The 24,608-nt window shown below is 70.8% G+C and carries 30 protein-coding genes and 2 pseudogenes; 21 read left to right on the top strand and 11 right to left on the bottom strand.

All coding sequences use genetic code 11. The features are described from left to right. Nucleotides 1-420: 420 nt before the first annotated feature. The gene (locus ABZ887_RS47685) at nucleotides 421-1,137 is read right to left on the bottom strand and encodes an FCD domain-containing protein (RefSeq protein WP_361305356.1); all 717 of its coding nucleotides are present in this window, start codon (nucleotides 1,135-1,137) and stop codon (nucleotides 421-423) included. Between the two features lie 317 nt (nucleotides 1,138-1,454). On the opposite strand from ABZ887_RS47685, the gene ABZ887_RS47690 reads away from it, so the two are divergent. From ABZ887_RS47690 to ABZ887_RS47715, 6 genes are read left to right on the top strand one after another with little or no spacing between them, the layout of a single operon-like run. Next, the gene (locus ABZ887_RS47690) at nucleotides 1,455-2,351 is read left to right on the top strand and encodes a proline iminopeptidase-family hydrolase (RefSeq protein ID WP_361305358.1); all 897 of its coding nucleotides are present in this window, start codon (nucleotides 1,455-1,457) and stop codon (nucleotides 2,349-2,351) included. Between the two features lie 31 nt (nucleotides 2,352-2,382). Further along, nucleotides 2,383-4,122, top strand: a complete 1,740-nt coding sequence (locus ABZ887_RS47695; RefSeq protein WP_361305360.1) for an ABC transporter substrate-binding protein — start codon at nucleotides 2,383-2,385, stop codon at nucleotides 4,120-4,122. Next, nucleotides 4,119-5,159, top strand: a complete 1,041-nt coding sequence (locus ABZ887_RS47700) for an ABC transporter permease (RefSeq protein WP_361305362.1) — start codon at nucleotides 4,119-4,121, stop codon at nucleotides 5,157-5,159. The genes ABZ887_RS47695 and ABZ887_RS47700 overlap by 4 nt, the downstream gene beginning before the upstream one ends. Before the next feature lie 2 nt (nucleotides 5,160-5,161). After that, entirely contained in the window at nucleotides 5,162-6,130 is a 969-nt protein-coding gene (locus ABZ887_RS47705; protein WP_361305429.1) for an ABC transporter permease, read from the top strand. After that, nucleotides 6,123-7,172, top strand: a complete 1,050-nt coding sequence (locus ABZ887_RS47710; protein ID WP_361305364.1) for an ABC transporter ATP-binding protein — start codon at nucleotides 6,123-6,125, stop codon at nucleotides 7,170-7,172. Before ABZ887_RS47705 ends, ABZ887_RS47710 begins: the two co-directional genes overlap by 8 nt. Then, nucleotides 7,169-8,179: an oligopeptide/dipeptide ABC transporter ATP-binding protein gene (locus ABZ887_RS47715; protein WP_361305366.1), complete on the top strand. Its 1,011-nt coding sequence runs from the start codon at nucleotides 7,169-7,171 to the stop codon at nucleotides 8,177-8,179. The genes ABZ887_RS47710 and ABZ887_RS47715 overlap by 4 nt, the downstream gene beginning before the upstream one ends. A gap of 24 nt (nucleotides 8,180-8,203) precedes the next feature. On the opposite strand, the gene ABZ887_RS47720 is transcribed toward ABZ887_RS47715, so the two are convergent. Continuing rightward, nucleotides 8,204-8,755 (bottom strand): aldehyde dehydrogenase family protein, encoded by a 552-nt coding sequence (locus ABZ887_RS47720; RefSeq protein ID WP_361305367.1) that lies wholly within the window; start codon nucleotides 8,753-8,755, stop codon nucleotides 8,204-8,206. Between the two features lie 226 nt (nucleotides 8,756-8,981). Between ABZ887_RS47720 and ABZ887_RS47725 the strand changes: the two are divergent. The 4 genes and pseudogenes from ABZ887_RS47725 to ABZ887_RS47740 all read left to right on the top strand — a co-directional run. After that, a pseudogene (locus tag ABZ887_RS47725) lies at nucleotides 8,982-9,200 on the top strand (sodium-independent anion transporter); the annotation flags it as partial. Then, nucleotides 9,197-9,604, top strand: coding sequence for a pyridoxamine 5'-phosphate oxidase family protein (locus ABZ887_RS47730; protein ID WP_361305369.1), 408 nt, complete (start codon nucleotides 9,197-9,199; stop codon nucleotides 9,602-9,604). The pseudogene ABZ887_RS47725 and the gene ABZ887_RS47730, both read left to right, overlap by 4 nt. Then, complete coding sequence (locus ABZ887_RS47735; protein ID WP_361305371.1) at nucleotides 9,604-10,029, top strand: ATP-binding protein; 426 nt, start codon at nucleotides 9,604-9,606, stop codon at nucleotides 10,027-10,029. Before ABZ887_RS47730 ends, ABZ887_RS47735 begins: the two co-directional genes overlap by 1 nt. 36 nt (nucleotides 10,030-10,065) lie before the next feature. After that, on the top strand, nucleotides 10,066-10,491 hold the full coding sequence (locus ABZ887_RS47740; RefSeq protein ID WP_361305373.1) for an STAS domain-containing protein: 426 nt from the start codon (nucleotides 10,066-10,068) through the stop codon (nucleotides 10,489-10,491). Between the two features lie 47 nt (nucleotides 10,492-10,538). Here ABZ887_RS47740 and ABZ887_RS47745 read toward each other — a convergent pair. Both ABZ887_RS47745 and ABZ887_RS47750 read right to left on the bottom strand, forming a co-directional pair. Then, nucleotides 10,539-10,958, bottom strand: a pseudogene (locus ABZ887_RS47745) (2-phosphosulfolactate phosphatase); the annotation flags it as partial. A gap of 99 nt (nucleotides 10,959-11,057) precedes the next feature. Further along, nucleotides 11,058-11,276, bottom strand: a complete 219-nt coding sequence (locus ABZ887_RS47750) for a hypothetical protein (protein WP_361305375.1) — start codon at nucleotides 11,274-11,276, stop codon at nucleotides 11,058-11,060. Nucleotides 11,277-11,710: 434 nt separating this feature from the next. Between ABZ887_RS47750 and ABZ887_RS47755 the strand changes: the two genes are divergently transcribed. From ABZ887_RS47755 to ABZ887_RS47785, 7 genes are all read left to right on the top strand, one after another. Then, nucleotides 11,711-12,061: a metalloregulator ArsR/SmtB family transcription factor gene (locus ABZ887_RS47755; RefSeq protein ID WP_361305377.1), complete on the top strand. Its 351-nt coding sequence runs from the start codon at nucleotides 11,711-11,713 to the stop codon at nucleotides 12,059-12,061. Nucleotides 12,062-12,243: 182 nt separating this feature from the next. Then, on the top strand, nucleotides 12,244-12,726 hold the full coding sequence (locus ABZ887_RS47760) for an oxidoreductase (protein WP_361305379.1): 483 nt from the start codon (nucleotides 12,244-12,246) through the stop codon (nucleotides 12,724-12,726). Nucleotides 12,727-12,728: 2 nt separating this feature from the next. After that, entirely contained in the window at nucleotides 12,729-14,756 is a 2,028-nt protein-coding gene (locus ABZ887_RS47765; protein WP_361305431.1) for a proton-conducting transporter membrane subunit, read from the top strand. Nucleotides 14,757-14,766: 10 nt separating this feature from the next. After that, nucleotides 14,767-15,723 (top strand): NADH-quinone oxidoreductase subunit H, encoded by a 957-nt coding sequence (locus ABZ887_RS47770; RefSeq protein WP_361305381.1) that lies wholly within the window; start codon nucleotides 14,767-14,769, stop codon nucleotides 15,721-15,723. Continuing rightward, entirely contained in the window at nucleotides 15,720-16,412 is a 693-nt protein-coding gene (locus tag ABZ887_RS47775) for a hypothetical protein (RefSeq protein ID WP_361305383.1), read from the top strand. Before ABZ887_RS47770 ends, ABZ887_RS47775 begins: the two co-directional genes overlap by 4 nt. Beyond that, nucleotides 16,412-18,007, top strand: coding sequence for a proton-conducting transporter membrane subunit (locus tag ABZ887_RS47780; protein ID WP_361305385.1), 1,596 nt, complete (start codon nucleotides 16,412-16,414; stop codon nucleotides 18,005-18,007). Before ABZ887_RS47775 ends, ABZ887_RS47780 begins: the two co-directional genes overlap by 1 nt. Nucleotides 18,008-18,011: 4 nt before the next feature. After that, entirely contained in the window at nucleotides 18,012-19,493 is a 1,482-nt protein-coding gene (locus ABZ887_RS47785) for an NADH-quinone oxidoreductase subunit C (RefSeq protein ID WP_361305387.1), read from the top strand. Between the two features lie 4 nt (nucleotides 19,494-19,497). Here ABZ887_RS47785 and ABZ887_RS47790 read toward each other — a convergent pair whose 3' ends face one another. The 7 genes from ABZ887_RS47790 to ABZ887_RS47820 all read right to left on the bottom strand — a co-directional run bounded on the left by ABZ887_RS47790 (nucleotide 19,498) and on the right by ABZ887_RS47820 (nucleotide 22,540). Further along, on the bottom strand, nucleotides 19,498-19,932 hold the full coding sequence (locus tag ABZ887_RS47790) for a pyridoxamine 5'-phosphate oxidase family protein (protein WP_361305389.1): 435 nt from the start codon (nucleotides 19,930-19,932) through the stop codon (nucleotides 19,498-19,500). Continuing rightward, nucleotides 19,929-20,432 carry a DUF834 domain-containing protein gene (locus tag ABZ887_RS47795; RefSeq protein ID WP_361305391.1) on the bottom strand — a complete coding sequence of 168 codons (504 nt, stop codon included), beginning with the start codon at nucleotides 20,430-20,432 and terminating at the stop codon, nucleotides 19,929-19,931. The genes ABZ887_RS47790 and ABZ887_RS47795 overlap by 4 nt, the downstream gene beginning before the upstream one ends. Nucleotides 20,433-20,680: 248 nt before the next feature. Beyond that, nucleotides 20,681-20,866, bottom strand: coding sequence for a DUF6126 family protein (locus ABZ887_RS47800; protein ID WP_361305393.1), 186 nt, complete (start codon nucleotides 20,864-20,866; stop codon nucleotides 20,681-20,683). A gap of 34 nt (nucleotides 20,867-20,900) precedes the next feature. Next, a complete protein-coding gene (locus ABZ887_RS47805) occupies nucleotides 20,901-21,257 on the bottom strand; it encodes an ATP-binding protein (protein ID WP_361305395.1) in 357 nt (118 codons plus the stop codon). 119 nt (nucleotides 21,258-21,376) lie between these two features. Continuing rightward, complete coding sequence (locus ABZ887_RS47810) at nucleotides 21,377-21,715, bottom strand: metalloregulator ArsR/SmtB family transcription factor (RefSeq protein WP_361305397.1); 339 nt, start codon at nucleotides 21,713-21,715, stop codon at nucleotides 21,377-21,379. Between the two features lie 5 nt (nucleotides 21,716-21,720). Continuing rightward, on the bottom strand, nucleotides 21,721-21,927 hold the full coding sequence (locus tag ABZ887_RS47815; protein ID WP_361305399.1) for a hypothetical protein: 207 nt from the start codon (nucleotides 21,925-21,927) through the stop codon (nucleotides 21,721-21,723). A gap of 247 nt (nucleotides 21,928-22,174) precedes the next feature. Beyond that, a complete protein-coding gene (locus tag ABZ887_RS47820) occupies nucleotides 22,175-22,540 on the bottom strand; it encodes a hypothetical protein (protein ID WP_361305401.1) in 366 nt (121 codons plus the stop codon). 244 nt (nucleotides 22,541-22,784) lie between these two features. Between ABZ887_RS47820 and ABZ887_RS47825 the strand changes: the two genes are divergently transcribed. The 4 genes from ABZ887_RS47825 to ABZ887_RS47840 all read left to right on the top strand — a co-directional run bounded on the left by ABZ887_RS47825 (nucleotide 22,785) and on the right by ABZ887_RS47840 (nucleotide 24,570). Continuing rightward, nucleotides 22,785-23,024, top strand: coding sequence for a hypothetical protein (locus ABZ887_RS47825; RefSeq protein WP_361305403.1), 240 nt, complete (start codon nucleotides 22,785-22,787; stop codon nucleotides 23,022-23,024). A 65-nt stretch (nucleotides 23,025-23,089) separates the two neighbouring features. Next, the gene (locus ABZ887_RS47830; protein WP_361305405.1) at nucleotides 23,090-23,341 is read left to right on the top strand and encodes an antitoxin MazE7; all 252 of its coding nucleotides are present in this window, start codon (nucleotides 23,090-23,092) and stop codon (nucleotides 23,339-23,341) included. Nucleotides 23,342-23,344: 3 nt separating this feature from the next. Further along, nucleotides 23,345-23,725 (top strand): toxin Doc, encoded by a 381-nt coding sequence (locus ABZ887_RS47835; RefSeq protein WP_361305407.1) that lies wholly within the window; start codon nucleotides 23,345-23,347, stop codon nucleotides 23,723-23,725. A 551-nt stretch (nucleotides 23,726-24,276) separates the two neighbouring features. After that, nucleotides 24,277-24,570, top strand: a complete 294-nt coding sequence (locus tag ABZ887_RS47840) for a hypothetical protein (protein WP_361305409.1) — start codon at nucleotides 24,277-24,279, stop codon at nucleotides 24,568-24,570. Nucleotides 24,571-24,608 lie beyond the last annotated feature (38 nt).

Below are 24,608 nucleotides of genomic sequence, written 5' to 3' on the forward strand. Positions count from 1 at the left end.
GGACCCTAGACAAGTCCCATCGTTGCAGGTCAGGAGCACTCTCCGCTTATTTGATCAAGGCATGGACGAGCACGCTCATGAAAGCGCGAGGCTAGGGGCCGGGTGTTGGCCCGTGTATGGTCCGGATCTTGGTCTTGACCGAGTTGGTGGGCGCGCTCCGTAGAGAGGTTCTGCACCCCGGGGGGCTCAGGAGTGAGCGAGGTCCGCGCCCGGCTGGCCGGCGGCGTCATGAGCGGTCTCCGTGGGCAGCTGTCAGACGAGCGGGCACGCGCGTACGTTCCGCGGGAGTCCGGGTACGTCAGAGAGCAATGGTGCGGCGTCGTCCCCGGGCAAGGGCGAGTACAGGGGACGGTGCTCCTCGTCTTCGGGGACGTGACCGTCCCTTCCGCCCGCTCGGCTCGGCCTCGCTACGCCCTTCCCTCACCCGGCCCGTTCTCCGCTCACCCGAGCCAGCACCTCCCTGATCATCTCCGCGCTGATCATGAAGTGCTCCCGGGCGATCTCCTCCGCCCGCTCCGGCTCTCCTGCCGCGATCGCCTCGTAGAGGGCGGCGTGCCCTTCGCCCGCCCGGTGGAAGTGGCTGCGCTCGCCCTTTCCCCACGGCTCGATCGGGAAGCCGAGGCTGATCCGGGTCAGCAGTTCGCGACTGAGCCGGGTGATCTGGGGGTTGTGGGTGGCCTCGCAGATGGCGCGGTGGAAGGCGCTGTCGGCGGCCTGCTCCTCGCGGGGCGTGCTCGCGGAGAGATGCGCGGACAGGGCCTCCCGCATCGGCGCCAGGTCCTCGGGCCGCCGGCGCCGGGCGGCCGTCGCGGCCACCATGCCCTCCACCAACCCGCGCAGGTCGAAGAGCTGCTCGAACTCCTCCCAGCGGGGCAGCAGGGTCCGTCGGACCGCGGCCCCGGAGGACTCGCTCCAGCTGTCCCGCACGAACGCCCCGCCGTTGCGGCCCCGGCGGATCTCGATGATCCCGAGGGCCTGGAGTCGCCCGACGGCCTCGCGCACGGTGGGGCGGCTGACGTGCAGCAGCCCGGTGAGCTCGCGCTCGGCCGGGAGCCGTTCACCGGGCAGGAAGTCGCCCACGGCGATCGCAGTGAGGAGCCGGTCGGTGACCTCGTCGACGGCCGAGGTCACCCGCACCGGGCGAAGCGCGGACGAGGGACTGTCGCCGAGGAGGACGCGGTCGATCAGGCGCGCGTACTCATCACGGTCTCCCGAAGGCCCGAGCGAGTCAGGTGACTCTGCTGACTCTGATGCGGATGTCAGGTGTCCTCCCGAAAATCGTCGCTTCTGTAAACGCAGGCGACCCACGTAAACCCGCCGTTACGTCTTGCCCTGGCCCGACCAAAAGGTCTTGTGGGCTGACCTTTTTCCCCATCACTATCTCACTCATCCGTCACCCCCCGACTTTTTCAGACAGCGGTCGGCTGATTCCGGCCGGTCTGGGAGGCTTCCCCGTGGCGATCCCCGAACCGAACCACACCGGAACCGCCGACTTCAACGGCTATTCCACCTGGTACCGGATCACCGGCGAACCGGGCAGGACACCCCTGGTGGTCCTGCACGGCGGCCCCGGCGCCGGACACAACTACACCCTCAGCATCGCGGGCATCTCCGGACAGGGCCGCTCCGTGATCCACTACGACCAGCTCGGCACCGGACACTCCACCCATCTGCCCGCCAAGGGCGCCGATTTCTGGACCGTCCAGCTCTTCCTCGACGAACTCGACAACCTGCTCGGGGAGCTGGGCATCGCCGACGCGTACCACGTCCTCGGCCAGTCCTGGGGCGGCATGCTCGCCGCCGAGCACGCGGTGCGCCGCCCACCCGGGCTGCGAGGTCTGGTCATCGCCAACTCCCCAGCGTCCATGGAGCTGTGGCTCAAGGCGGCGGCCGAACTCCGCGCCGAACTGCCGGAGGAGGTCCAGCGGACCCTGCTCGCCCACGAAGCGGCCGGGACCACGGACCACCCCGACTACCGGGCGGCCGAACAGGTCTTCAACAACCGCCATGTCTGCCGCCTCACCCCCAATCCGCGAGAGGTCCAGGCGACTTGGGACAACATCGAGGCCGACCCGACCGTGTACCACACGATGAACGGCCCGAACGAGTTCCACGTCGTCGGCACCCTCAAGGACTGGTCCGTCATCGACCGGCTGCACCTGATCGAGGCGCCGACCCTGCTGGTGTCGGGACGGTTCGACGAGGCCACTCCCGAGACCCTCCGCCCCTTCGCCGACCGCATCCCCGATGTGCGCTGGCACATGTTCGAGCATTCGAGCCACATGCCGCACGTCGAGGAGGAGGAGCTCTACCTCCGGGTCGTCGGCGAGTTCCTCGACTCCACCGACTGATCCCCGACCGAGACCGGGAGAGTTCCCCGCCATGCCTCGCAGCGCCCTTCCGCACCGCGCCAGACGGAGCGCGTTCGCCGCCGCCACCGTCGCGCTCGCCCTGACCGCCGCCGCCTGTTCGTCCTCCGACGACGGCTCCTCCTCCGACCCGAGCAGCTCCGCCTCCGGCTCGGGTTCCACCGCCTTCCAGTCGCGGCACCAGGGCGGCACCCTGAAGCTGGTCGCCCACGCGGCGGCGGGCAGCTTCGACCCGCAGGTCAACTACACGCTCCAGTACTGGCAGCTGTACCAGTCGATGTACGACGGACTGCTGGCCTTCAAGAAGGTGAACGGGCAGGAGTCCTTCACTGTCGTCCCGGACCTGGCCACCGCCATGCCGAAGGTCAGCAACGGCGGCAAGACCTACACCTTCACGCTCCGCAAGGGCGTCACCTTCTCCAACGGCAAGGCCCTGACCACCGACGACGTGGTGGCGTCCTTCGAACGGATCTTCAAGGTCTCCAGCCCCACCGCGGGCACCTTCTACAACGGCATCGTCGGCGCCGACGCCTGTCTGAAGACGCCGGCCTCCTGCACCCTGCCCAAGGGCGTGATCGGCGACGCGAAAACGGGCACGGTCACCATCAACCTGACCGCCGCCGACTCGGAGTTCGAGTACAAGCTGGCCGTCCCGCACGCCAGCATCGTCCCGAAGGACTCGCCGACGAAGGACGCGGGCACCAAGCCGCTCCCGACGACGGGCCCGTACATGGCGGCGTCGTACGACCCCAACCGGGCGCTGAAGCTGGTGCGTAACCCGCACTTCAAGGAATGGTCGCGCGAGGCGCAGCCGCAGGGCTACCCGGACAACATCGACTACACCTTCGGCCAGACGGTCGAGTCTGAGGTGACCGCCGTGGAGAACGGCCAGGCGGACTGGATGTACGACCCGCCGCCCGCCGACCGCCTCAACGAGATCGGCACCAAGTACGCCTCCCAGGCGCACGTGAACCCGCTGACCGCGTTCTGGTACGCCACGCTCAACGTCAACATGGCGCCGTTCAACAACAAACTGGCCCGCCAGGCGATCAACTACGCCGTCGACCGGTCCGCCGTCGTCCGGCTGTACGGCGGCACGAACCTCGCCTCCCCCGCCTGCACGATCCTCCCGCCGGGCTTCCCCGGACACGTCGACACGTGCGACTACACCAAGGGCGGCGGCACCACCTGGAAGGCCGCGGACCTCGCCAAGGCCAAGGAGCTGGTGAAGAAGTCCGGTACGGCCGGTCAGGAGGTCGGGATCGTCGTCCAGGACGACGACGTCAACAAGTCGATCGGGCAGTACCTCCAGAGCCTGCTCACCGAACTCGGCTACAAGGCGACGCTCAAGCCGCTGTCGGCGAACATCCAGTTCACCTACATCCAGAACACCAAGAACAAGGTGCAGCTGGCCCTCACGTCCTGGTACCAGGACTATCCGGCGGCCTCCGACTTCCTCAACGTCCTGCTCTCGTGCGCCAGTTACCACCCCGGCAGCGACTCCAGCATCAACATCTCCGGGTTCTGCGACAAGGGCGTCGACGCCAGGATGCAGACGGCGATCAAGACCGCGCAGACCGACCAGGCGAGCGCGAACAAGCAGTGGGGCGCCATCGACCAGGAGATCATGGGCGAGTCGCCGGTGGTCCCGCTGATCAACCCGAAGCTGATCGACTTCACCTCGCCCCGGGTGGGCAACTACCGGTTCAGCAAGCAGTTCTACATGCTGCTCGGGCAACTGTGGGTGAAATGACCCCCGCAGCCGCTCCTGCGGTGAACCCTGCCCCGTCGACCGGGGCCCGACGCTCGCCGGGCCCCTGGCGGACGGCCGCCGCCGACCTGCTCCGCAACAGGTCGGCGCTGGCCGCCGCCGCGGTCCTGCTGCTCGTCGTGCTGGCGACTCTGTGCGCACCGCTGTACGCGGACCACATCGCCCACACCGACCCGTTCCAGTCCCATGTCTCCGGCACCACGGTCATCGACGGGAAGACCGTGCCGGTGCTCACCCCGAGCAGCACCGGCCTCGGCCTCGGCGTCACGCCCATCGGCCCGACCTGGGACCCCGCCCACTACTTCCTCGGCGCCGACAACCAAGGCCGCGACGTCATGGCCCGCCTGCTGTACGGCGGCCGCACTAGCCTGTTCATCGGGGTGACGGCGGCCCTGCTGTCCTGCGCCGTCGGGACGGCCGTCGGTGTGGTCGCCGGGTACGCGGGCGGGGTCGTGGATTCGGTCATCTCCCGGATCCTGGACGTCATCTGGGCGTTCCCGGTGTACCTGCTGGCGATCTGTCTGTCGGTGGTCCTGCTCACGAACGGCCTCGAGCTGGGCCCGGTCACCGTGGAGGCCGGCAGCCTCTGGCTGCCGATCACGATCATCGCGGCGATCTACGTGCCGTACATCGCGAGGCCGTTGCGCGGTCAGGTGCTGGTGCTGCGGAACAAGGAGTACATCCAGGCGGCCATCGGCTCCGGCGCCCCGACCCCGCGCATCCTGCGCCGCGAGGTGCTGCCGAACGTCGTCCCCACGGCCGTCGTCTTCGTGCCGCTGATGACCGCGCTGGCCATGCTGACCGAGTCGGCGCTGTCTTTCCTGTCGGTGGGTGTCCAGCCGCCCGACGCCAGCTGGGGCACGATCATCCAGGACGGTCTGGGACTGCTCTACACCCGTCCCACCGTGACCATCGCCCCCGGTCTGCTGATCGCGCTGACGACGGCCGCGCTCAACGTCCTCGGCGACGGGGTGCGCGACGCCCTCGACCCGGGCGCCCGGCTGCGCGGAGGGGTGTGACCATGCTCGTCTTCGCCCTCAAACGCTTCGGCTCGGCCCTGCTCGTGATGTTCGCGATCAGTGTGATGGTGTTCCTGATCTTCTTCGCCACCCCGGGCGTCGACCCGGCGGCCCGGATCGCGGGCCGCAACGCGGACGCGGCCACCCTCGCCCAGGTGCGGCACTCCTTCGGCCTCGACCGACCGCTTCCCGTCCGCTATCTGCTGATGATGCGGCACCTGCTGATCGACCGGGACCTGGAGTCGTTCGTCAACCGCGGTTCCAAGGTCATCCCGCAGATCGTGCAGGCCACTCCGGTCACCCTCTCCCTGGTGGTCGGCGCGGCCCTGATCTGGATGACGGCCGGGATCGTCATGGGCACGGCGGCGGCGACCCTGCGCGGCAGGGCCGCCGACCCGCTGATCATGCTGGTCGGTGTCGTCGGCGTCTCCCTCCCCGCCTACTGGCTCGGCGAGGTCGTCAACCTCCTCACCCAGAAGCAGTTCCACGACTCCCTCTTCTCCTGGGTGCCGCCGCCCGGCTACGTCGGCCTGGGCCAGGACCCCGGCCAGTGGGCGCTGCACATGCTCTTCCCCTGGCTGACCCTGGCCCTGCTCTACGCCGGGATCTACGCCCGGCTGCTGCGCGGCGAGGTCGTCACCGCGCTCGGCGAGGACTACGTCCGCACCGCCCGTGCCAAGGGCCTCTCGGAACGGCGGATCCTGCTCAGGCACGCGCTGCGCTGCTCCCTGATCCCGATCGTCTCGCTGTTCGGCCTGGACTTCGGCGCGCTCGTCGGCGGGGCTGCGCTGCTGACCGAGGTGGTCTTCGGACTGCCCGGCATCGGCAAGCTCACCTACGACGCCCTCCAGAACCTCGACCTGCCGGTGATCATGGGGACCGTCCTGTACGCGGCGTTCTTCGTGGTCCTCGCCAACGCCCTGGTGGACATCCTGTACGCGCGACTCGACCCGAGGGCCCGCCATGCCTGAACCCCTGCTGGACGTACGAGACCTGCGGGTGCGGTTCCGCACCCGCCAAGGCCTGGTCACCGCCGTCGACGGACTCTCCTTCGCCGTCGCGCCCGGCGAGGTCCTGGGCGTGGTGGGCGAGTCGGGCTCGGGCAAGAGCGTGTCGATGCTGGCCGTACTGCGGCTGCTCACCCACCCGAACGTCACCGTGTCGGGCGAAGTCCGCTTCCGGGGACGGGACTTGATGACCCTGCCCGACAAGGAGATGCGGGCGGTGCGCGGCCGGGAGATCGCCATGGTCTTCCAGGACCCGATGACCGCCCTGACCCCCGTCTACACCGTGGGCTGGCAGATCGCCGAACAGATCCGGGCGCACGAGAAGGTCTCCCGCAAGGAGGCCGGGGCCCGCGCGGTACGGCTGCTCTCCGACGTCGGCATCCCCGACGCGGCCTCCCGGGCGCATGCCTACCCGCACGAGTTCTCCGGCGGCATGCGCCAGCGCGCGGTCATCGCGATGGCCCTCTCCTGCGACCCCGCGCTGCTGATCGCCGACGAGCCGACCACGGCGCTGGACGTCACCGTCCAGGCGCAGATCCTCGATCTGATGCGGGAGTTGAACGCCCGCGGCTCGGCGATGGTGCTCATCACCCACGACATGGGCGTGGTCTCGCAGATCGCCGACCGGGTCCTCGTCATGTACGGCGGCCGGGCGGCCGAGGAGGGCCCGCGGCGGGCGGTGTTCCACGGCCCGCGGCACCCGTATACCTGGGGCCTGCTGGACTCGGTGCCCCGCGTGGGCGGCCCCCGGCTGCGGCGGCTGCCCACCATCGCGGGCGTACCGGTCTCGCCCGGTGCCCTGCCGGAGGGCTGCGCGTTCGCCCCGCGCTGCCGACTCCGCCACGACCGGTGCGCGGAGCGGCCCGTGCTGACCCCCGGCGGCGAGGACGCCTCGCACCTGGACGCGTGCTGGCTCCCGCCGGACGACCGCGCGGGACTGCGGCTGACCGCACGAGCGGCCGACGGGAAGCAAGGCAGGGACCAGGACACGGAGGTGGCGTCGTGACGACAGCACAGGACCGTACGACCGTCCCCGCGCACGACGTACTGCTGCGCGCCACGGACATCACCAAGCACTACCCCCTCCGGGGCGCGCGCCGGGTCCTGCGCGCCGTCGACGGGGTCTCCCTGGAGGTGCGCGGAGGCGAGACTCTCGGTGTCGTCGGCGAGTCGGGCTGCGGCAAGTCCACGCTGGCCCGCTGTCTGGTCCGGCTCACCGAACTCACCGGCGGGCGGGTCGAGTTCGACGGGCAGGACATCTCCACCCTCTCCACGCGTCGGCTGCGCCCGGTGCGGCCGGGCATGCAACTGGTCTTCCAGGACCCGCAGGCCTCCCTCAACCCCCGCCGCCGCGCCGGGGACATCGTCGCCGAGCCGCTGCTCGTACACCGGTACGGCGACGCGGGCGCGGTACGCCGGCGGGTCGCCGAGCTCTTCGACGTCGTAGGACTGACGACGGCCCATCTGGACCGGTATCCGCACGAGTTCTCCGGCGGCCAGCGCCAGCGCATCGGCATCGCGCGGGCCCTGGCCACCAGCCCGAAGCTGATCGTCGCCGACGAACCGGTGTCCGCGCTCGACGTGTCCATCCAGGCCCAGGTGCTGAACCTGTTCGCCGACCTCCAGGAGGAGTTCGCCCTCACGTACGTCTTCATCGCGCACGACCTCGGAGTCGTACGACACGTGTCGGACCGGATCGCCGTCATGTACCTCGGCGAGATCGTCGAACTCGCCGAGACGGAGGCGCTGTACACGGCCCCCGCGCACCCGTACACCCGGGCCCTGCTGTCGGCGGTCCCGGACATCGACGACGGCACGCTCGCGGACGACGGGCCGCCCCGACAACGGATCGTCCTGACCGGAGAGGTGCCCAACCCGGTGGACAAACCAACAGGTTGCCCGTTTCGCACCCGTTGCCCCTCTGCCCAGGAGCGGTGCGCGGCGGAACGCCCACGGCTCGCGCCGGGCGCCGCCGGCCGCCAGGTGGCCTGCCACTTCCCGCTGGCCGGCTGAACGGAGCGATGGTCGCGATCAGGTTCACCAGGGCGATGAATTGCTCATCGTCGTGGTGCCTGGCGGCCATCGCGCGGACCTCGTCCGGGGCTTCGGTCCCGACGGCGATGCGGATACCTCCCGAGTGGCCCTTGAGCCGCCGTCGGTGACCACTGCCTTCACCTGGGTCCCGTCCTCCAGATAGTCGGGGCCCGTGGAGCGGCCGAAGCCGCTGTGCTCGTAGCCGCCGGAGGGGGCGCCGATGGGCCCCGCCCGGTCCGCCGTCGCCGGGGTGTTGACGACGATCCGACCGGCCTGGATCCGCCGGGCCGGCCGTACCGCGCGGCCGGTGTCTCGCGTCCACTCGGCGGCGGTCAGTCCGCACCGGGTGCCGTTGGCGATCGCGAGCGCTTTCTCCTCGTCCTCGTAGGCGAGCACGGAGAGCACCGGGCCGAAGATCTCCTCCTGGGCGATGCGCACCCCAGGGGTGACCCGTTCGAAGAGGGCGGGCCCGATGAAGTATCCGCTGTCATACATTTCGCCGGTGAGACTGTCGCTCCCGACGACCACTTCGGCGCCTTCTTCCCGGCCGATCAACGAGGTAGTCCAGCACCCTCTTCTCCTGCCAGGCGTTGATCAGGGGGCCCATGCCGACCGGCTGGTTCCACAACTCCGCACGCACCGCGAGGAAGGCGTCCGCGACCTCGGCGACGAGCGCTGCTGGCGATCGTCCATGCGCGCGCCCGTGCGGCTGCCTCCGGCGCGCAGTGGATCGACACCGCCCCCAACTACGCCACCGGCCGCGCCCAGACCCTGCTGGCCCCGGCGCGGCATCGTCGTCATGTCCTCCGGCATACGCCCTGGCCAGCGCCAGGTCCTGGACTCCGTGGGCACGCTGGACCTGCTGCGCCACGAGGGCCGGGAGTACGCCACCACTCCCGAGGCCATCCGGGCCGCCCGCGATCACCTGGAAACGGCCGGAGTCCTGCCGGCCCTTCCCGCCCAGAAGCCTCGAACCTCCAGCGAGGAAGCCCTGCGATGAGCTCTCCCCTCACCTCCCTTCGTCTGGTCGAGGTCTCCGGCGCGGAGGCTCTGTGGCTGCTGGAAGGCAGCACATTGGGCCGGCTGGTGTACGCGCAGCGAGAGCTGACCGTGATCCGTCCTGCCCATCACGTGTGGGAGTACGGTCGGCTCATCGTCCGCACGCCCGTGCCGGCAGCGGCGGTGCCTACGACGGCGACGTACCACGTCGACGACATCCGGGCCGTTTCCGGCACCGGCTGGACGGTCACCGTGTCCGGTCCCGCAGAGGTGATCACCGGCCCCGACGAGGCCGGCCACTACCGGCGCACCCTCGCGGGCTGGAGCCACGGCCCGCACGACACCCTGCTGCGCCTGCACCCCAAGACCGTCACCGGTTTCCGCCTCGCTCGTGCGGAGGCATGATGTCCGCTCAACTTGAAGCGCTGCCCCACCGGCACGTGCTCACGCTGCCCAGCGAGCCCTCCGCCGTACGGTCAGCCCGTGAGACCGCCGAGCAGACCCTGGTCGAGTGGGGCATCGGGCTGCGTCACCCGGCAGTGGAACCGGCGCTGCTGATCCTCGCCGAGCTGGTCACCAACAGCGTCCGGCACGCCGCCGTCCTCTCCCCGACGGTGACCGTGATCTACGCGGCCGGGCGGGACTGCCTGGCCTTCGCCGTCCACGACCGTCACCCCTACCAGCCGCCGCTGTATGGCGCGGTCACCGGCACCGGGACGAGCAGCCTGGCCACGGTCATGGAACTCACGCTTGCCCTGGGCGGGACCGCGGTGGTCCGCGCAGATGCCGACGGCGGCGGCAAGAGCATCTGGATCACCCTTCCCCTGTGAACCGGACGCGGACTCCGGCTGGCCGCCTGCGCAAGGATGCGCATCACCACGACCATCGAGTGGCGCTACTCCGTCGAGGACGATCTGGGCATCCTCTCGGTTGTCGGCTACCTGGGCCGGGACGCCGCGCGTCGCTTCACCGCCGCCTTCGGATGGGCGCTGGCTCGCGGCACCGGCATGGTCGTCGTCGACCTGACCGGACTGCGCGGCTGGTCGGAAGAGGGACAGCCGGCGATCACCGAAGCGGCACGCCTGCTCGCGCGGGCGGGCAGCAGCCTGGAGCTGGCCGCGATCCCCGCCGACGGCTCCCGCGTCCCCACCGGTGACGGCCCGCTGATCCCGGTCCACGCCGACCTGTCTGCCGCGCTCGCCGCGCACGGCGTGCACTCGGGGGAACCGGACGCGGCGCGCCAGTCGTGGCAGACCACCGGCTGGCCTGCCAACGCCCCGAGCGTCGGGTGACCGCCCGGCTCACCCGGGTACGCGCCGTCACCGTCCCGGACGGGCACGAGCGTGGAGGTGTCCTCCTCGGTGGCGATTGCCACGTCCTCGGCGAACCCCATCACGGTCAGCTTGCGGCCGGAGGCGCCAGCGCTGATCGCGTGGGTGATGTCGGCGGTGCCTTCGTAGCCTGCCTTTGCGGCCGCGGCCTCCGTGGACAGCGGACCGGGGCCTTGGGAGCAGAGCTCGGAGATGAGGGCGCCGGCGCCCAGCAGGTCTTCCAGGGCTGGACGCAGGCTCCCGTCGGGCCACCGCTCGCCGGCGGCGATCACCGCGACCGGGTGTTCGGGACTGCCGTAACCGCCGGAGACGAGCCAGCTGCTGACCGCGGTGACGTTGCGCAGACAGGCGGCGATCACCCCTATCCCGGGTCGTGCGGCGGCGGCGATGGACGCACCGCCCGGTGACGGCAGTACCAGGCGGGACACGGAGGGCGCGGCGCGCAGGTGCGCGGGTGACAGGGACCACGGGGTCGAGGGGGTGGCGGAGAGACGGTGGGCGGCCAGCCGCGCCCCCCGCTGGCGTGCCTACACAGCAGCGGCCTTCTCGGTACCCGCCGCGGAGCCGTCCGGCCACCAGAACGGCAGGACGCGGATGCCCTTCTCGACGGCGACGCTCACCGACGTGCTGAAGGACAACACGTCGACGATGAACAGACAGGCCGCCTCCCGCGTCCGGCGTCGCGCGCAGGTGGGGCCCCACTCGAAGCAGACTCCACTGCCGGGCTGGAGATCCCAGTCACCCATCGCATCCCTCCCCGGCTCCGCTTGCCGTGCACTGTTCATCCCTGGCGGGGATACGGGGTCGGCCGATCGCCACGGCCTCCGAAGGCCAGCTGCAGCAGGCGGGACTTGCCGCAGCGCGGACAGCTGCCGTCCGGAGCAAGGGCGGTGGGCCGGCACTTCAGACGGCAGCCGGGGCACTTGGACCTGGCGACGCCACTGCCGCGCAGCGAGGTGATCCTCACGCAACCCTCCTCGCAAGACCTCAGGAATTGCTAATGTTAGCAATTCCTGAGGTCATCACTGACGGATTGGGCGGTCCTCTCCTCCGGTGCGGTTTCGGCCTGGCCGGTGCCGCAGGCGAGGATGGGCCGCATGTTCTTGACGAGTGGGTGGATGCGATGCGCCGAGGCCCGGCCGGTGGTGCCGTGCTGCTGTACGGGGGAGGAGACGGCCAGGTGAGTACGCCGCTGTACCAGCTGAAGGCCGAGTTCTTCAAAACCCTCGGCCACCCGGCCCGCATCCGTGTCCTGGAGCTGCTGAGCGAGCGCGAGCACGCGGTCGCGGAGATGCTGCCCGAGGTGGGCATCGAGGCCGCGCACCTGTCCCAGCAACTCGCGGTGCTGCGGCGCGCGAACCTCGTGCGGACCCGGAAGGAGGGTTCCAACGTGTACTACTCGCTGGCCAGCCCGGACCTCGCGGAGCTGCTGCGGGTGGCACGGGGCATCCTGTCCGGCGTGCTGGCCGGGCAGGCCGAACTGCTTGCCGACCTGCAGGCCGCGCAGGGAGAGGCGAAGCCGCCGTCGTAGCGGCGGCCCCAAGGCGGCGGCCGTCTCCCCGGAGAGTCGACAGCGCTCCGTGGTGCCGGGAGACGGCCGCCTTCACAAAGATCCCCCAACGGGGCAAAGCGTCGGAAAAGTGCCGTAACTCCGCTCGTGGGATCGCCGGTTGGTCCCCTGCGGAGAAGTCCTCACCGTCTCAGGGAGGGTTCATGGGCCTGCTGCGCAAGATCCGCGCCACCGGGAAGGTGGCCGAACCCGCGCTGCCGCGCCCGCAGGGCGACGTGCCCGAGAAGGCGCGCGAGCTGGGCGGCTCGGTGCAGGTGCGGTGTGTGGACGCCGGGTCCTGCAATGGCTGCGAGATCGAGATCGCGGCGGCTTTCAACCCGGTGTATGACGCGGAACGTTACGGGGCACGGCTGGTGGCCTCGCCGCGGCATGCGGACGTGGCGCTGGTGACCGGGCCGGTGACGCGGAACATGGCCGAGCCGCTGCGGCGTACCGTCGCGGCGATGGGCGAGCCGCGGCTCGTGGTGGCGGTCGGGGACTGTGCGATCAACTGCGGGGAGTTCGCGGGCGGACACGGCGTCGAGGGCGCCGTGTCCGACGTCGTACCGGTGGATCTCCAGGTCCCCGGGTGTCCGCCGGAGCCTGCGGAGATCATCGCCGCGCTCAGGAGAGTGACGGGGCGGTGAGCATGATCCCGGCCGCCCTCGCGACGGCCACCGCACTGGCCGGCGCGGGAGCGCTTGCCGGATGCGCGCTGCCCTACCGGCTGCGCGTTCCGGTCACCGGCGTACTGATGACGGGTGTGGGGGTTGCCGGCGGTACGGCGGGTGTGGCCGCGCTGGGAGGCAGCCGCTGGAGCGCCGCCTTCCCCGGGCTGCTTCCGCTGGCCGGGACGCATGTCGCGGTGGACGCGCTGGCGGGCCTCTTCATGGCTGTGGCGGGAGCGGTCGTGGCCGCGGTCGCGGTGTACGGAATGGGGTATGCGGCCGAGCACGGCGCGCACGGGCTCGGCTCACGTACGGCGCAGGCGGTGCTGCCGCTGTTCGCGCTGACCCTCTTGCTGGTGCCCGTCGCGGCATCCGTGTCCACGTTCCTGGCCCTGTGGGAGGTGATGGCGCTCGCGTCGCTGCTGCTGGTGCTGGCCGAGCACCGGGAGCGGGCCTCGGTACGGCAAGCCGGCAGCTGGTACGCGGTGATGACCCACCTCGGCCTGGTGCTGCTGCTGGCGGGGTTCGCCCTGTTCGCCGTTGAGGCGGGCGGGGAGACCTTCACCGCGCTGCGGGCGGGCGCGCACACCGTGTCGCCCACGGTCCGCGGTCTGGTGTTCGTCGTGGTCGCGCTCGCGTTCACATCGAAGGCGGGTGCCGTGCCGCTGCACGCCTGGCTGCCGCGAGCGCATCCCGAAGCACCCAGCCCCGTCTCGGCGTTGATGAGCACCGCCATGGTCAACCTCGGGATCTACGGTCTCGTCCGCACCGGCCTCGATCTGCTCGGCGGCGGTCCGGCCTGGTGGTGGCTGGGGCTGATCGCGGTGGGCGGAGCCAGCGCGGTGTACGGCATCCTGCAGGCAGCGATGGCCTCCGACCTCAAGCGCCTGCTGGCGTACTCGACCTCGGAGAACATGGGCCTGGTCCTCATCGGCGTGGGTGCCTCCGGCCTGTTCGCCGCCTACGGCAACCCGCCGCTGGCCGCTCTGGCGCTGGCCGCGGCGCTGCTGCACGTGGTCAACCACGCCATGTTCAAGGCCTTGTTGTTCTGCGCGGCCGGGGCGGTCGTGCGGGCCACCGGCTTGCGGGACCTGGACCGGCTGGGCGGGCTGCGCTCGTCCATGCCGTTCACTGCCGGGTTGTTCGCGCTGGGCGCGCTGGGCGCGGTGGCGCTGCCGCCGGGCAACGGGTTCATCAGTGAGTGGCTGCTGCTGCAGTCCCTGATCCATGGACTGGTGGTGCCGGGCGTCGCGGTGGCGGTCGTCCTGCCGCTGTCGGTGGCACTGATCGCGCTGTCGGCCGGGATCGCCGCGGCTGCGTTCGTCAAGGCGCTCGGGGTGGGCTTCTTCGCCCGCCCGCGCAGCCCGCAGGCGGCGGCCGCGAAGGAGGCACCACGGCTGATGCTCGCCGCGATGGCCTTGCTCGGGGCAGGGTGTGCGGCCCTGGCACTGGTGCCAGGACTGCTGGGCGACGGCCTCGACCGGGCTGTTGGCGCGGTCGGGCTTCCCGGCAGCGGTGCGGTGTCGGGCGATGGTCTCAGGGTGCGGCTCGCCGACGTCTCCGCGACGCTGTCGCCGCTGTGGGTCGTGGCCGCCCTGACCGTAGCGATTCTGCTGGCCGCGGGGTTGCCCCGGCTGTACGGGCGGCGTCGGCGCCGGGTGAACGCACGGCTGTGGGACTGCGGGGGCGGGGCGCCGACCCCGCGGATGGCCTACACCGCGACCTCGTTCGCCGAGCCGCTGCAGCGGGTCTTCGACGACGTCCTCGCACCCGAGCAGGACGTGGACGTCACCCCGGTGCGCGAGTCCGCCTACCTGGTGGAGCGGGTGCGCTTCCAGCATCGGGTGCCCGACCGGATCGAGCACCGGTTGTACGAGCCGGTGCTGCGGTCCCTGGCCGGCGTGGGGCAGGCTGCCCGGCGGCTGGCGGGTGGCAGCGTTCACCTCTATCTCGGTTACGGTTTCGCCGGCCTGGTCGTCCTGCTGTTGATCCTGGCGGTGGGCTGGTGAGAGCGAACAGATGAGTGCTGTCGGATACACGGCCGTCGCCGGCCAGATTGTGGTGGTCGCAGCAGGAGCGCCGCTGCTGACCGGGTGGATGCGCCAGGTGCGGGCCCGTCTGGAGGGAAGGGCCGGAGCCGGAGTGCTCCAGCCCTGGCGGGACGCCCGCAAACTGCTGCGCAAGGAACCGATCACCCCGGGCGGCACCGGACCCGCCTTCCGGGCCGCCCCCGCGCTGCTGGTCGCCACCACCGTGGTCACTGCCGCACTCGTGCCGCTGCTGTCCACCGACACCCAGGTGAGCGGGCATGCGGATCTCATCGTGGTGGTGTCGCTGATCGCGCTCGGCACGCTGGCCCTGGCCCTGGCCGGTCTGGACACCGGCACCGCGTTCGGCGGCATGGGGGCCTCCCGCGAGATGACGGTCGCGGCCCTGGTGGAGCCGACCATCCTGCTGTCGGTGTTCGCCCTGTCGATACCGGCCGGCACCACCAACATCCCCGCCATCGTCACCGGCGCCGCCCACGAACCGGCCCGTCTCGCCTCCCCGGCCGGGCTCCTGGCCGTGGCCGCGCTCGCCGTGGCGGTACTCGCGGAGACCGGGCGGATCCCGGTGGACAACCCCTCCACCCACCTCGAACTGACCATGATCCACGAGGCGATGGTGCTGGAGTACGCGGGCCCCGACCTGGCCTTGGTCGAACTCGGCGCCCAGATGCGCCTCACCGTGCTCCTCGGCCTGCTCTCCTCCCTGTTCGTGCCCTGGGGCATCGCCACCACCGCCTCCTGGGCCGCCCTGGCCATGGCCCTGGTGCTGCTCGCGGCGAAACTCGTCCTGCTGGGCGCGGTACTGGCGGCAGCCGAGGTCTTCTGGGCCAAGGTCCGGCTGTTCCGTGTGCCCGAACTCCTCGCCGGATCCTTCCTGTTGGCGCTCCTTGCGGTGACCGCCTCGTACTTCCTGACCGGAGCCTCATGAACGGCGGCCTTTACACTCAGCTCCTCGACCTGGCCTGCGGTCTCTTCCTGCTGGCGGCCGTGCTCGTGCTGTGGGTGCGCGAACTGGCCGTCATCGTCCGGATCTTCGCCCTCCAGGGCATCGCGCTCGCCGCCCTCGCCATACTCCTCGGCGCCCACGAACAACGCTGGGACCTCATCGGCGTGGGCATCGGCATCGGCCTGCTCAGAGCGGGTGTCCTGCCCTATCTGATGCGCCGTGCCCTGGCCACGCTCACGGCCGACCGGCAGCGGTACGGCACCGCGGCAGCGGAAACCCGGGAAACGCAGCCCCTGGTCAACGTCGCCGCCTCCCTGCTGACGACAGCCCTGCTCACCCTGCTGGCCTACACGGTGGCCCGCCCGCTGACGGAGCTGAACCCGACGCCCGCCACGCGTGCCCTGCCCGTTGGTCTCGCCGTCGTTCTGATCGGCTTCTTCGTGCTGGTGACCCGCAGGAGGGCGCTCGCCCAGGTGGTCGGCTTCCTGCTGCTGGACAACGGCATCACCGCCACCGCGTTCCTCGCCACCTCCGGCGTGCCGCTGATCGTCGAACTCGGCGTCTCCTTCGACGTACTGCTCGCCGTCCTGGTACTGCAGATCCTCACCACTCGCATGCGCGAGGCGTTCGGAACCACCGACATCGACGACCTGCGGGAGCTGCACGACTGATGAGCCCCACCGCATCCGCCTTGCTGCTCACCGCACCCGCCGCCGCACCACTGCTGGTCGCCGGGGCATACACGGTGAGCAGAGCCCGCGCCCACCCGCCTGCCGCAGCACTCGCCGTAACGCTCACCCAGGCCCGCAAGCGGGCATCCGCTCAGGGCTCTGTCCTGGTCGCGGAGTCACCCGAGCCTTTCCGGGTGCACGAGCGCCATGTGTGGGACTGGGCCCCTCTCGTCTCACCTGCCGTGATCCTCGCGTGCGGCAGCCTGCTCGCGGTCGATGTCATGGCTGATGGCCCGCGCAGCGCGTACTCCGGGCTGCTGCGCGCGGACGCGCTCACCGCCTGGATGCTCCTGGTCATCGGCGCCGTCGCGCTCATCGCCTGCGGCAGCGCGCCCGCTTATCTGCGGGGCGAACGCGACGCCGGGCGGGCGAGCAAGCGGACCGTACATCGCTACCACGCCCTGGTCCAGGCGTTCCTGGCAGCCATGTGCCTGGCCGTGGTGACCGCGAACCTCGGCGTGCTGTGGGTCGCGATCGAGGCCACCACCATCGTCACCGCCTTCCTCGTAGGCCACCGCCGCACCCGCACCTCCGTGGAGGCCGCCTGGAAGTACGTGGTGATCTGCTCGGCCGGTATCGCGCTGGCCTTCCTCGGCACCGTGCTGATCTACTACGCGGCCCGGCAGGCCGGGATCACGGAGGCGTGGGCACTTGACTGGCCCACCCTCGTCGCCCGCGCCGACCGGCTCGACCCGGCGGTCACCCGCCTCGGTATCACCCTCATCGTCCTCGGCTTCGGCACCAAGTCCGGCCTCGTCCCTCTGCACGCCTGGCTGCCCGACGCCCACAGCCAGGCCCCCGCGCCGGTCTCGGCGCTCATGTCAGGTGTCCTGCTCTCGGTCGCTTTCACCGCGATCCTGCGCTACCGGGTCATCGCCGATGCCGCCCTCGGCACCGACTTCACCCGCATGCTGCTCGCCGCCATCGCGCTGCTCACCCTCGCCCTCGCGGCCGGCCTGCTGCTCGCCCAGCGCGACTACAAGCGGATGCTGGCCTACTCCAGCATGGAACACATGAGCCTGATCGCCCTGGCCACGGCGGTCGGCAGCCCCCTCGCCCTGTCCGCCGCACTGCTGCACATCGCTGGCCACGGACTGGCCAAGTCCGTCGCCTTCTGCGCCTCCGGCCAGATCCTCCAGCTGACCGGAACCACACGGATCGGACGCGTCCGCGGCCTGATCGCCCAGGCGCCGTCACTGGGAGGGGCGTTCGGACTCGCGGCCGTAGCCCTGATGGCCTTCCCGCCCTTCAGCCTCTTCGCCTCCGAACTCGGCATCGCCCGGGCCGGGTTCGCAGCCGGCACAGGCCTGAGCTGGGTCACCGCAGCGGCTCTGCTGCTCGTGCTCCTGGCCTTCGCCGCGCTCGCCGCCCGCACCGCCCGGATGCTGCTCGGACCAGGAACACCTTCACACGAAAGCCCCTCGGCCGTGTGGTCCCTGGCAGCGGGGCTGGCCGCCTGCGCCGCCCTGGGCGTGGCCACCGACCCGCTCACCGACCTGCTGCACGCCGCCGCCCACGCGATCGGAGGCCAGTGACGCGATGCGCAAGAGCTACCAGAGCAGCTCCGCCACCCTGCCCCGGCATGCCGAGAACCTGCTCGCCCAGGGCCACCGGCTCGCCCTGGTCGCCGCGCACATCGACGAGGACGGGCCGCGCGTGGTGTACCTGTTCGCCTCCGGCCCGCCCGATACGCGCGTGGAGTTGCATGTCCGTCTCGACCCCGACCGGCCGGAAGTGCCGTCGCTGGCTCATCTCTCCTTTGCGGCGGGCCGGTTCGAACGCGAGATGCGCGACCTGTTCGGCATCGTCCCCCAGGGCCACCCTTTGCCCCGCCGCCTCGTCCGCCACTTCCACTGGCCCCGCGGCTGGTACCCCATGCACCCCGACGCCGGTCCCCCGCCGACCTTCGGCGAACAGGAAGGCCCCTACCCCTTCCTGGAGGTCGAGGGCGACGGCGTGTACGAGATCCCGGTCGGCCCGGTACACGCCGGGCTGATCGAACCCGGCCACTTCCGCTTCTCGGTCGTCGGCGAGACGATCCTCAAACTCAAGGCCCGCCTCTGGTTCGTCCACAAAGGCATCGAGGAACTGTTCCAGGGCCGCAGCGTTGCCGCCGGCCTGCCGCTGGCCGAGCGCATCAGCGGAGACACCGCCGTCGGCCATGCGCTCGCCTACTGCCTGGCCGTGGAGGAGGCCACCGGCACCGAGGTCCCGGAAGGGGCACAGTGCGCCCGTGCCCTGCTGCTGGAACTCGAGCGCATCCACAACCACGTCGCCGATCTCGGCATGCTCTGTAACGACGTCGGCCACGGCATCCTCAACGCCCACGCCCAGCGCGTCCGCGAGCAACTCCTGCGTCTGAACAAAGAGATCACCGGGCACCGGCTGCTACGGGGCGGCATCGTCCCCGGCGGCGCAGTCCTGCGCGCCCTGCCCGATCCGGCCCGGCTGAAGGCGATCCGCGAGGACATCGGGGAGATTGCCGACCTCGCCCTCGGCCACTCCACGGTCCGTGACCGCTTCACGGGAACGGCCGTCCTACGGACCACCGCGGCCCGGGAGATCGGCTGCCTCGGCTACGTCGCGCGCGCGAGCGGCATCGCCGACGACGCCCGCGTGGCGCACCCCTTCACCGCATACGGTCCACAACTCGACGTACCCGTCCACGCCACCGGCGACGTCCTGGCCCGTTTCCTCGTCCGTGCCCAGGAGATCGAGGTCTCACTCGCCCTGATCGAGCACTTCGCCGAAGGACTCGACGCCCCGGCCGCCGTGCTGGCGCCCCGCCCGCTGGCCGACGCGGGCCCTGGCACCGGCGTGGGACTGGTCGAGGGCTGGCGCGGCACCATCGCCACCCGCGTCGAACTCACTGCCGACGGCACTCTTACCCGGGTCAAGCCCGTCGACCCGTCCTTCTTCAACTGGCCCGCCCTGCCGGTTGCCCTGAACGACACGATCGTCCCGGACTTCCCGCTGACCAACAAGAGCTTCAACCTGTCCTACGCGGGCAACGACCTGTGATGGGTCAGGAACCCGGCTCGCCGCCCACCAGCCGGTATCCCGTCACGATGTCGGCCCTGATCCGCACCACGTGCTCCATCTCCGTATCGGTCCAGGGCGTGAGCTCGGTCAGGTAGCGGGCGAGCTCGGCGGGGTCCGGCACCGGGCTTGCGGCACCCGTGACGACCACGCTCCAGCCGGTTCCGGTGGCCGGGTCGAGGGCGTCGGCCTCGTAGGCCACCACCTCCGACCGCGCCACCCGGCCCAGCAACGCGGCCCCGGTGTGGGTGCGGATGACGATGTCCCCGTTCGCCTCCACGAGATGGTTGACCGGACGGATCGCCGGCAGCGCCTGGTGGGAGAACACCACCCGTCCCAGCCGCGCCTCGGCCAGTAGTCCCAGCGCCTCGTCCCGGCCCAGCTCGACCATGCGGACCCTCGGTGGCGTACCGGCCGTCATGGCAACTCCCCTCCCACCTGGTCCGGTACCCGCTCGGCGCCGTCCGGCCACAGCACCTCGACGTCGATGCCGTGGCTGCGCGCGTACGCCACCAGGTGGGCGGTGGTGTCACGGCCGTTCGACGCGGTGCCGTCCCAGATCGCCAGCACCCGGGCGCAGGCCCGCAACAGCCGCTCGTCGACGCGCACACACGCGTCCCGGTCCGCCGGGTCGTACTCCAGCAGCCGCACCTGTTCGGACAGCAGCAGCAACTCCCCGGCTGCCCGCCGGTCCCGCTCCCGCAGCAGCGCGGGCACCCGGTTCAGCGTGGGCACCACGGTCACCAGCGCCAGCCCGGCCTGCTTCGCGGCTCGTCCGAACGCCACCGGCAGCCCCTGCCCGACCCGGACCAGGCCCGTCCGCCCGGCCTCGGCACACCGGGCCAGCCGCGCGTACAGCTCTTCCTCCAGCAGAGCCAGGGTCCAGGGCGCGAGATCCTGATGTCCCACAACAGCGATCAACCTCGGGAATCCTTTCTCCCCATCCATGCCGGTCACGGCAACCAGTTGCTCGAAGAAGTCCTCAAGCCATGTCCAGGGTGGTCCGCCGAGAAGGAGGCACACGGGCAGCCGCCCGTGGGAGAGGAACGGCCGTCCACCGGCTGGGCCGACACTCAGTTTCACCGGCGCCTCAGCAGTTGCACAGGGCCGTTCGGCCCCAGGCCTGGGGCGACGCGTTTCGCGGGGCGCCCGGAACCCCGGTGACGTGGTTACTTGGGTGCGTGCTCGCCGAGGTAGAAGAGCAGCCACACGAACCCGGCGAACAGATGGGTGCCGAAGATGTAGAAGCCCGCCCGGATCACGACCCCGCGCTCGATCTGCCACTCGCGGTCCTTGTCCTTCCTTTTGCGCGTCGGGTTCGCCCGCTGCTCGGCCGCCTCGGCTCCCTCACTCACGATGTCGTCTCCCTGTGCTGAGTGATCTTCACGTTCACCTGGCCTGTGACGGCACGCGGAACCTCACGAGAACCACCTTGCCGTCGTGGTCGATGGCCGGTTCCGCGCTGATGTCGCCGTCGTACTCGCCGGCCAGCTCGGCCACCAACTGCAGTCCCGCCCCCGTCGCACCGGGTTCGAATTCGGGCAGACATGGCTCGGCGTCGGCGACGCTGACGACCAGATGCCTCGCCCCGACCGTTATCCCCACGTCCGCGACGGGAGACCGGGGCGCGTGCCGCAGCACGTTCACGACCAGCTCGCTGACCACCAGCAGTACCGCGTCGGCGAACGCGGAATCCGGTGCGACGCCCACCTCACTGAATCGTCCGGCCACCGCCTCACGGGCCATCCGCACCGCCTCCGGTCCCACCGGAACTGAGACGATGTGGCGCCGCACGGGCGACGCCGCATGCTCTGTCGCGGCCGCGGGCAGGTGTCTGCGCCACGGCCGGAAGGGACGCCCGCCCCTCACCGGGCGGCGTCCGTGGAACGCAGCTCGTGCAGCAGCTCCTGCTGGCCCGCCAGCAGCACGGACAGGATCCGGCGTGCCGCGGCCAGCAGGTCGGCCACGTCCCCGCCCGCCAGCTCGTACACGACGGTCGAGCCGGTCCGGGTGGCGGTGACGATCCCGGAGCGGCGCAACACCGCCAGCTGCTGCGACAGGCTCGACGGTTCGACCTCTATGGCGGACAGCAGGTCGCGTACCGGTTTCGGCCCGTCCTGCAGCAGCTCGAGCACCCTGATCCGCACCGGGTGCCCGAGCATCCGGAAGAACTCCGCCTTCGCCTCGTACAGCGGAACCGGCATCCCGATCACCCCTCGTCCGGCTCGGTCGCCTCGACGTCGAGCCCGTGCCTGCGGGCGAACCTCACCGCGTCGTCCAGCTCGTCCTGGGCCACCGCGACGGCGTAGGGGTCCTCGGCCTCCCGGGCGGCCGCCAGAGCGGCCCGGGCCGCCCGCACCCGCGCCAGCAGCGCCTCGACAACTGCTCCCACCCCGACCTCCACACCGTCGATCATCTGTCAATCGATGCAACTAGCCAATTGAAGAACTCTTCAATTATAGGTCGCGCCCACCGCGACCGCCCCGTCTCGGGGCAGAACTCGCGCAGTTCGGCCTGGACCTCGGTGGCGGCCCCTACATCGCCGTCACGTTCAGTGATGGCGCGCGTCGTCGCATCGGTCATGGCCGGCGCACCGGTGTGGCCGGCACGGACTCGATCGGCGATCTCGCAGGCGGTCGGCCCGCCGGGCCGTCGTGATGTGGTCAGCCACGAGCGGGCTCGTGCGGGGTGACCAGGCGGCGCACGGCGTCGGTGATGATGGTGCGCCGTTGCGCGTCGGTCACCAGGTGGCTGACGTCCTCGGTGTGGTGCTCCCACATGTTGGCCAGCGTCAGCACCAGCGCGAGGATCTCGCCGGCCGGCGTGTCGGATGTGACGGTCCCGCGCTGCTGTGCCGCCTCGATGGCAGCGATCTTCTCGTCCATGGAGCGGGCGACGATCTCGGGTGCCGGCCGTTCGGCGCGCTCGAGTGCGTACCACGCGAGGAACCGCATGACCTGCGGGTGCTGCGCCGCTGCGTCGTGCAGGCGGCCGGCGTAGCCGGGCAGGTCGTCGGCGTCGATCGGCACGGCATCCACCGTCTGCTCGACGATTGCTTCGTAGACGGCCTCGAACAGGCCCTCCTTGCCGGCGAAGAACGAGTACCAATCCCGCCACGGCCCAGCCCGCTGACGAGGCGGGCGTCAGGATACGTGGCATGCGGAGGGTGCGTTGTGTCCCCTTACGGGGGATGACCTGCCACCCGAACCTGCATCAGACCCAACAGACGGGCGGATGCGCGCGGTTGGCGTGAGCCTCCCGCTCGCTCAGCCGGTGCGCCTGGTCGTGGCGCCGCTCCTGCACGTGGCCGGCGAGGAGATGCGTGAGCTGCCGGGCACGGTGGGTGGACTGCCCGGCGCGGGTTCAGTGCTGTTCTGGCCCGTCAAGCCGGAGGTCGTCGTGGAGATCGAGGTTGACCAGCCGTGCCTTGAGTTCGGCCGGTACCGGCACCGTCCCCGTGTGCGACGGGTGCGCGGCGATCTCACGCCTGAGCTGATCGGCAACGGACAGTGACCGGGAAGAGGCCGCCGTTCCGGGACAGGTATTCGTGAAGGTATCCGTGAGTGTATACTCGGGGTATGGCTGACACCACCGTGAAGGTCGACTCCGAGACCAGGGACCGGTTCGCTAAGGTGGCCGCTGCCCGCGGACAGAGCGTACGCGCCTACCTGGCCGAGCTGGCCATAGAGGAAGAGAACCAGATCAAGCTGACCAGGGCGACGGCCGTGTTCCGCGATATCATCGCCCGTCCCGGACTGGCCGAGGCGTTCGACGAGGCCTTCCCTGACGACGCCCCGGCCCGGCGCAGCGCCGCAGGGCGGGCGGCCTGAGACTTGGAACTGCACATCGACATCCGATGGCTCCTTGACCGGCAGGAAGAGCTCCTCGGCAAGGAACTCGGGGTCCGGGACTACTCGGGTCTGGTGGCCGCCGTCGCCCGGCACCGGGTGAACACGCCGCAGCTGGACGTGGGCGAACCCGACGCGTACTGGCGGGCGGCCGCCCTGCTGGAACAGTTGGTCCTGCTCCGCCCGCTGCCGGCCCGCAACGCGTACTTCGGGTACGGGGTGGCGGTGGCATACATTCGGGCCTCGGGCGAGGACGTCGATGACTCCTTCGAGCTGTGGCGGGACCTGATCACCGACATCCGTGCGCTTCGGCTCACCGTCTACGACATCGCCGACCGGCTGCGTTCCTGGCGCAGCACCGGGTGAACCGAACGGAGGGCGAGCGAGAACCGCTGGCGTCCACTCTGGGAGGCTCCGGCGAGATAGCGCTACCGAGTCATCCCGACAGCGAATAACGCGAGGCCCGGCCTGTGCAGCGCAGACCGGGCCTCGCGCTGTCCCGCACGGTACGGACCCGAGTGCGGCAGCGTGCGGCAAGCTCGAGACGATGGACGACCTCGTGCGCCGCTACGGTCGCACCCATCAGATCGGGGTCGAAGAAGTCCCTGACGTCATCCCACAGCAGATCCGGCACCTTGCCCGCCTGCCCGCCAGCCCGCCAGCCCGCCAGCCCGAGCGCAGCCCGATTTCCACGGTAGCCACGCGCTGCCGCCCGCTCACACTATGGCCCCCGTCCGCGACACCTCGGCAAGGTCCGGGCCGGCAAGGCGCACCACTCGGCAGGCAACCCGGCGTGGCTACGCCAGCACAACATCACTCCACGCACCGCCCGATGGGATCCGCGGCGGAACTCCTGGTTGCCGCCGAGTCTGTTCATGCGCAGGAGGCATTTCCCGTTGGAGTCTCATCGTGCGGTCGTGTTGGTGGTCTTTCCGGCGGGCGGTGACCGGCCGGAGTTCCTGCTCATCCCGGCAGAGACGTGGCGTGCCGCTCGACCGCCCTTCGCCGACCGCGATTACGCGGGGAGGAAGAGCGACCCCGAGTACGGCATCTGCGTGCGTCGCAGCCGCTGGCGCGAGGATCTGGCCGGATGGTCCCTGCGCGAGCAGATGAAGGAGATCACGGGCCCGCTCGTCCAGGATCCGGCCGACTCGGGCGGCGCCGGCGAAGGACTTCACAGTGGGCCCTTCCGACCTCGTCAGGAGCGCTGACGAGGTGGGCCCCTGGTGGAGCCGGACGGAGACGCTGG

Origin of the sequence: Streptomyces sp. NPDC047061 (assembly GCF_040643955.1) — a bacterium.
Lineage (GTDB): Bacteria > Actinomycetota > Actinomycetes > Streptomycetales > Streptomycetaceae > Streptomyces.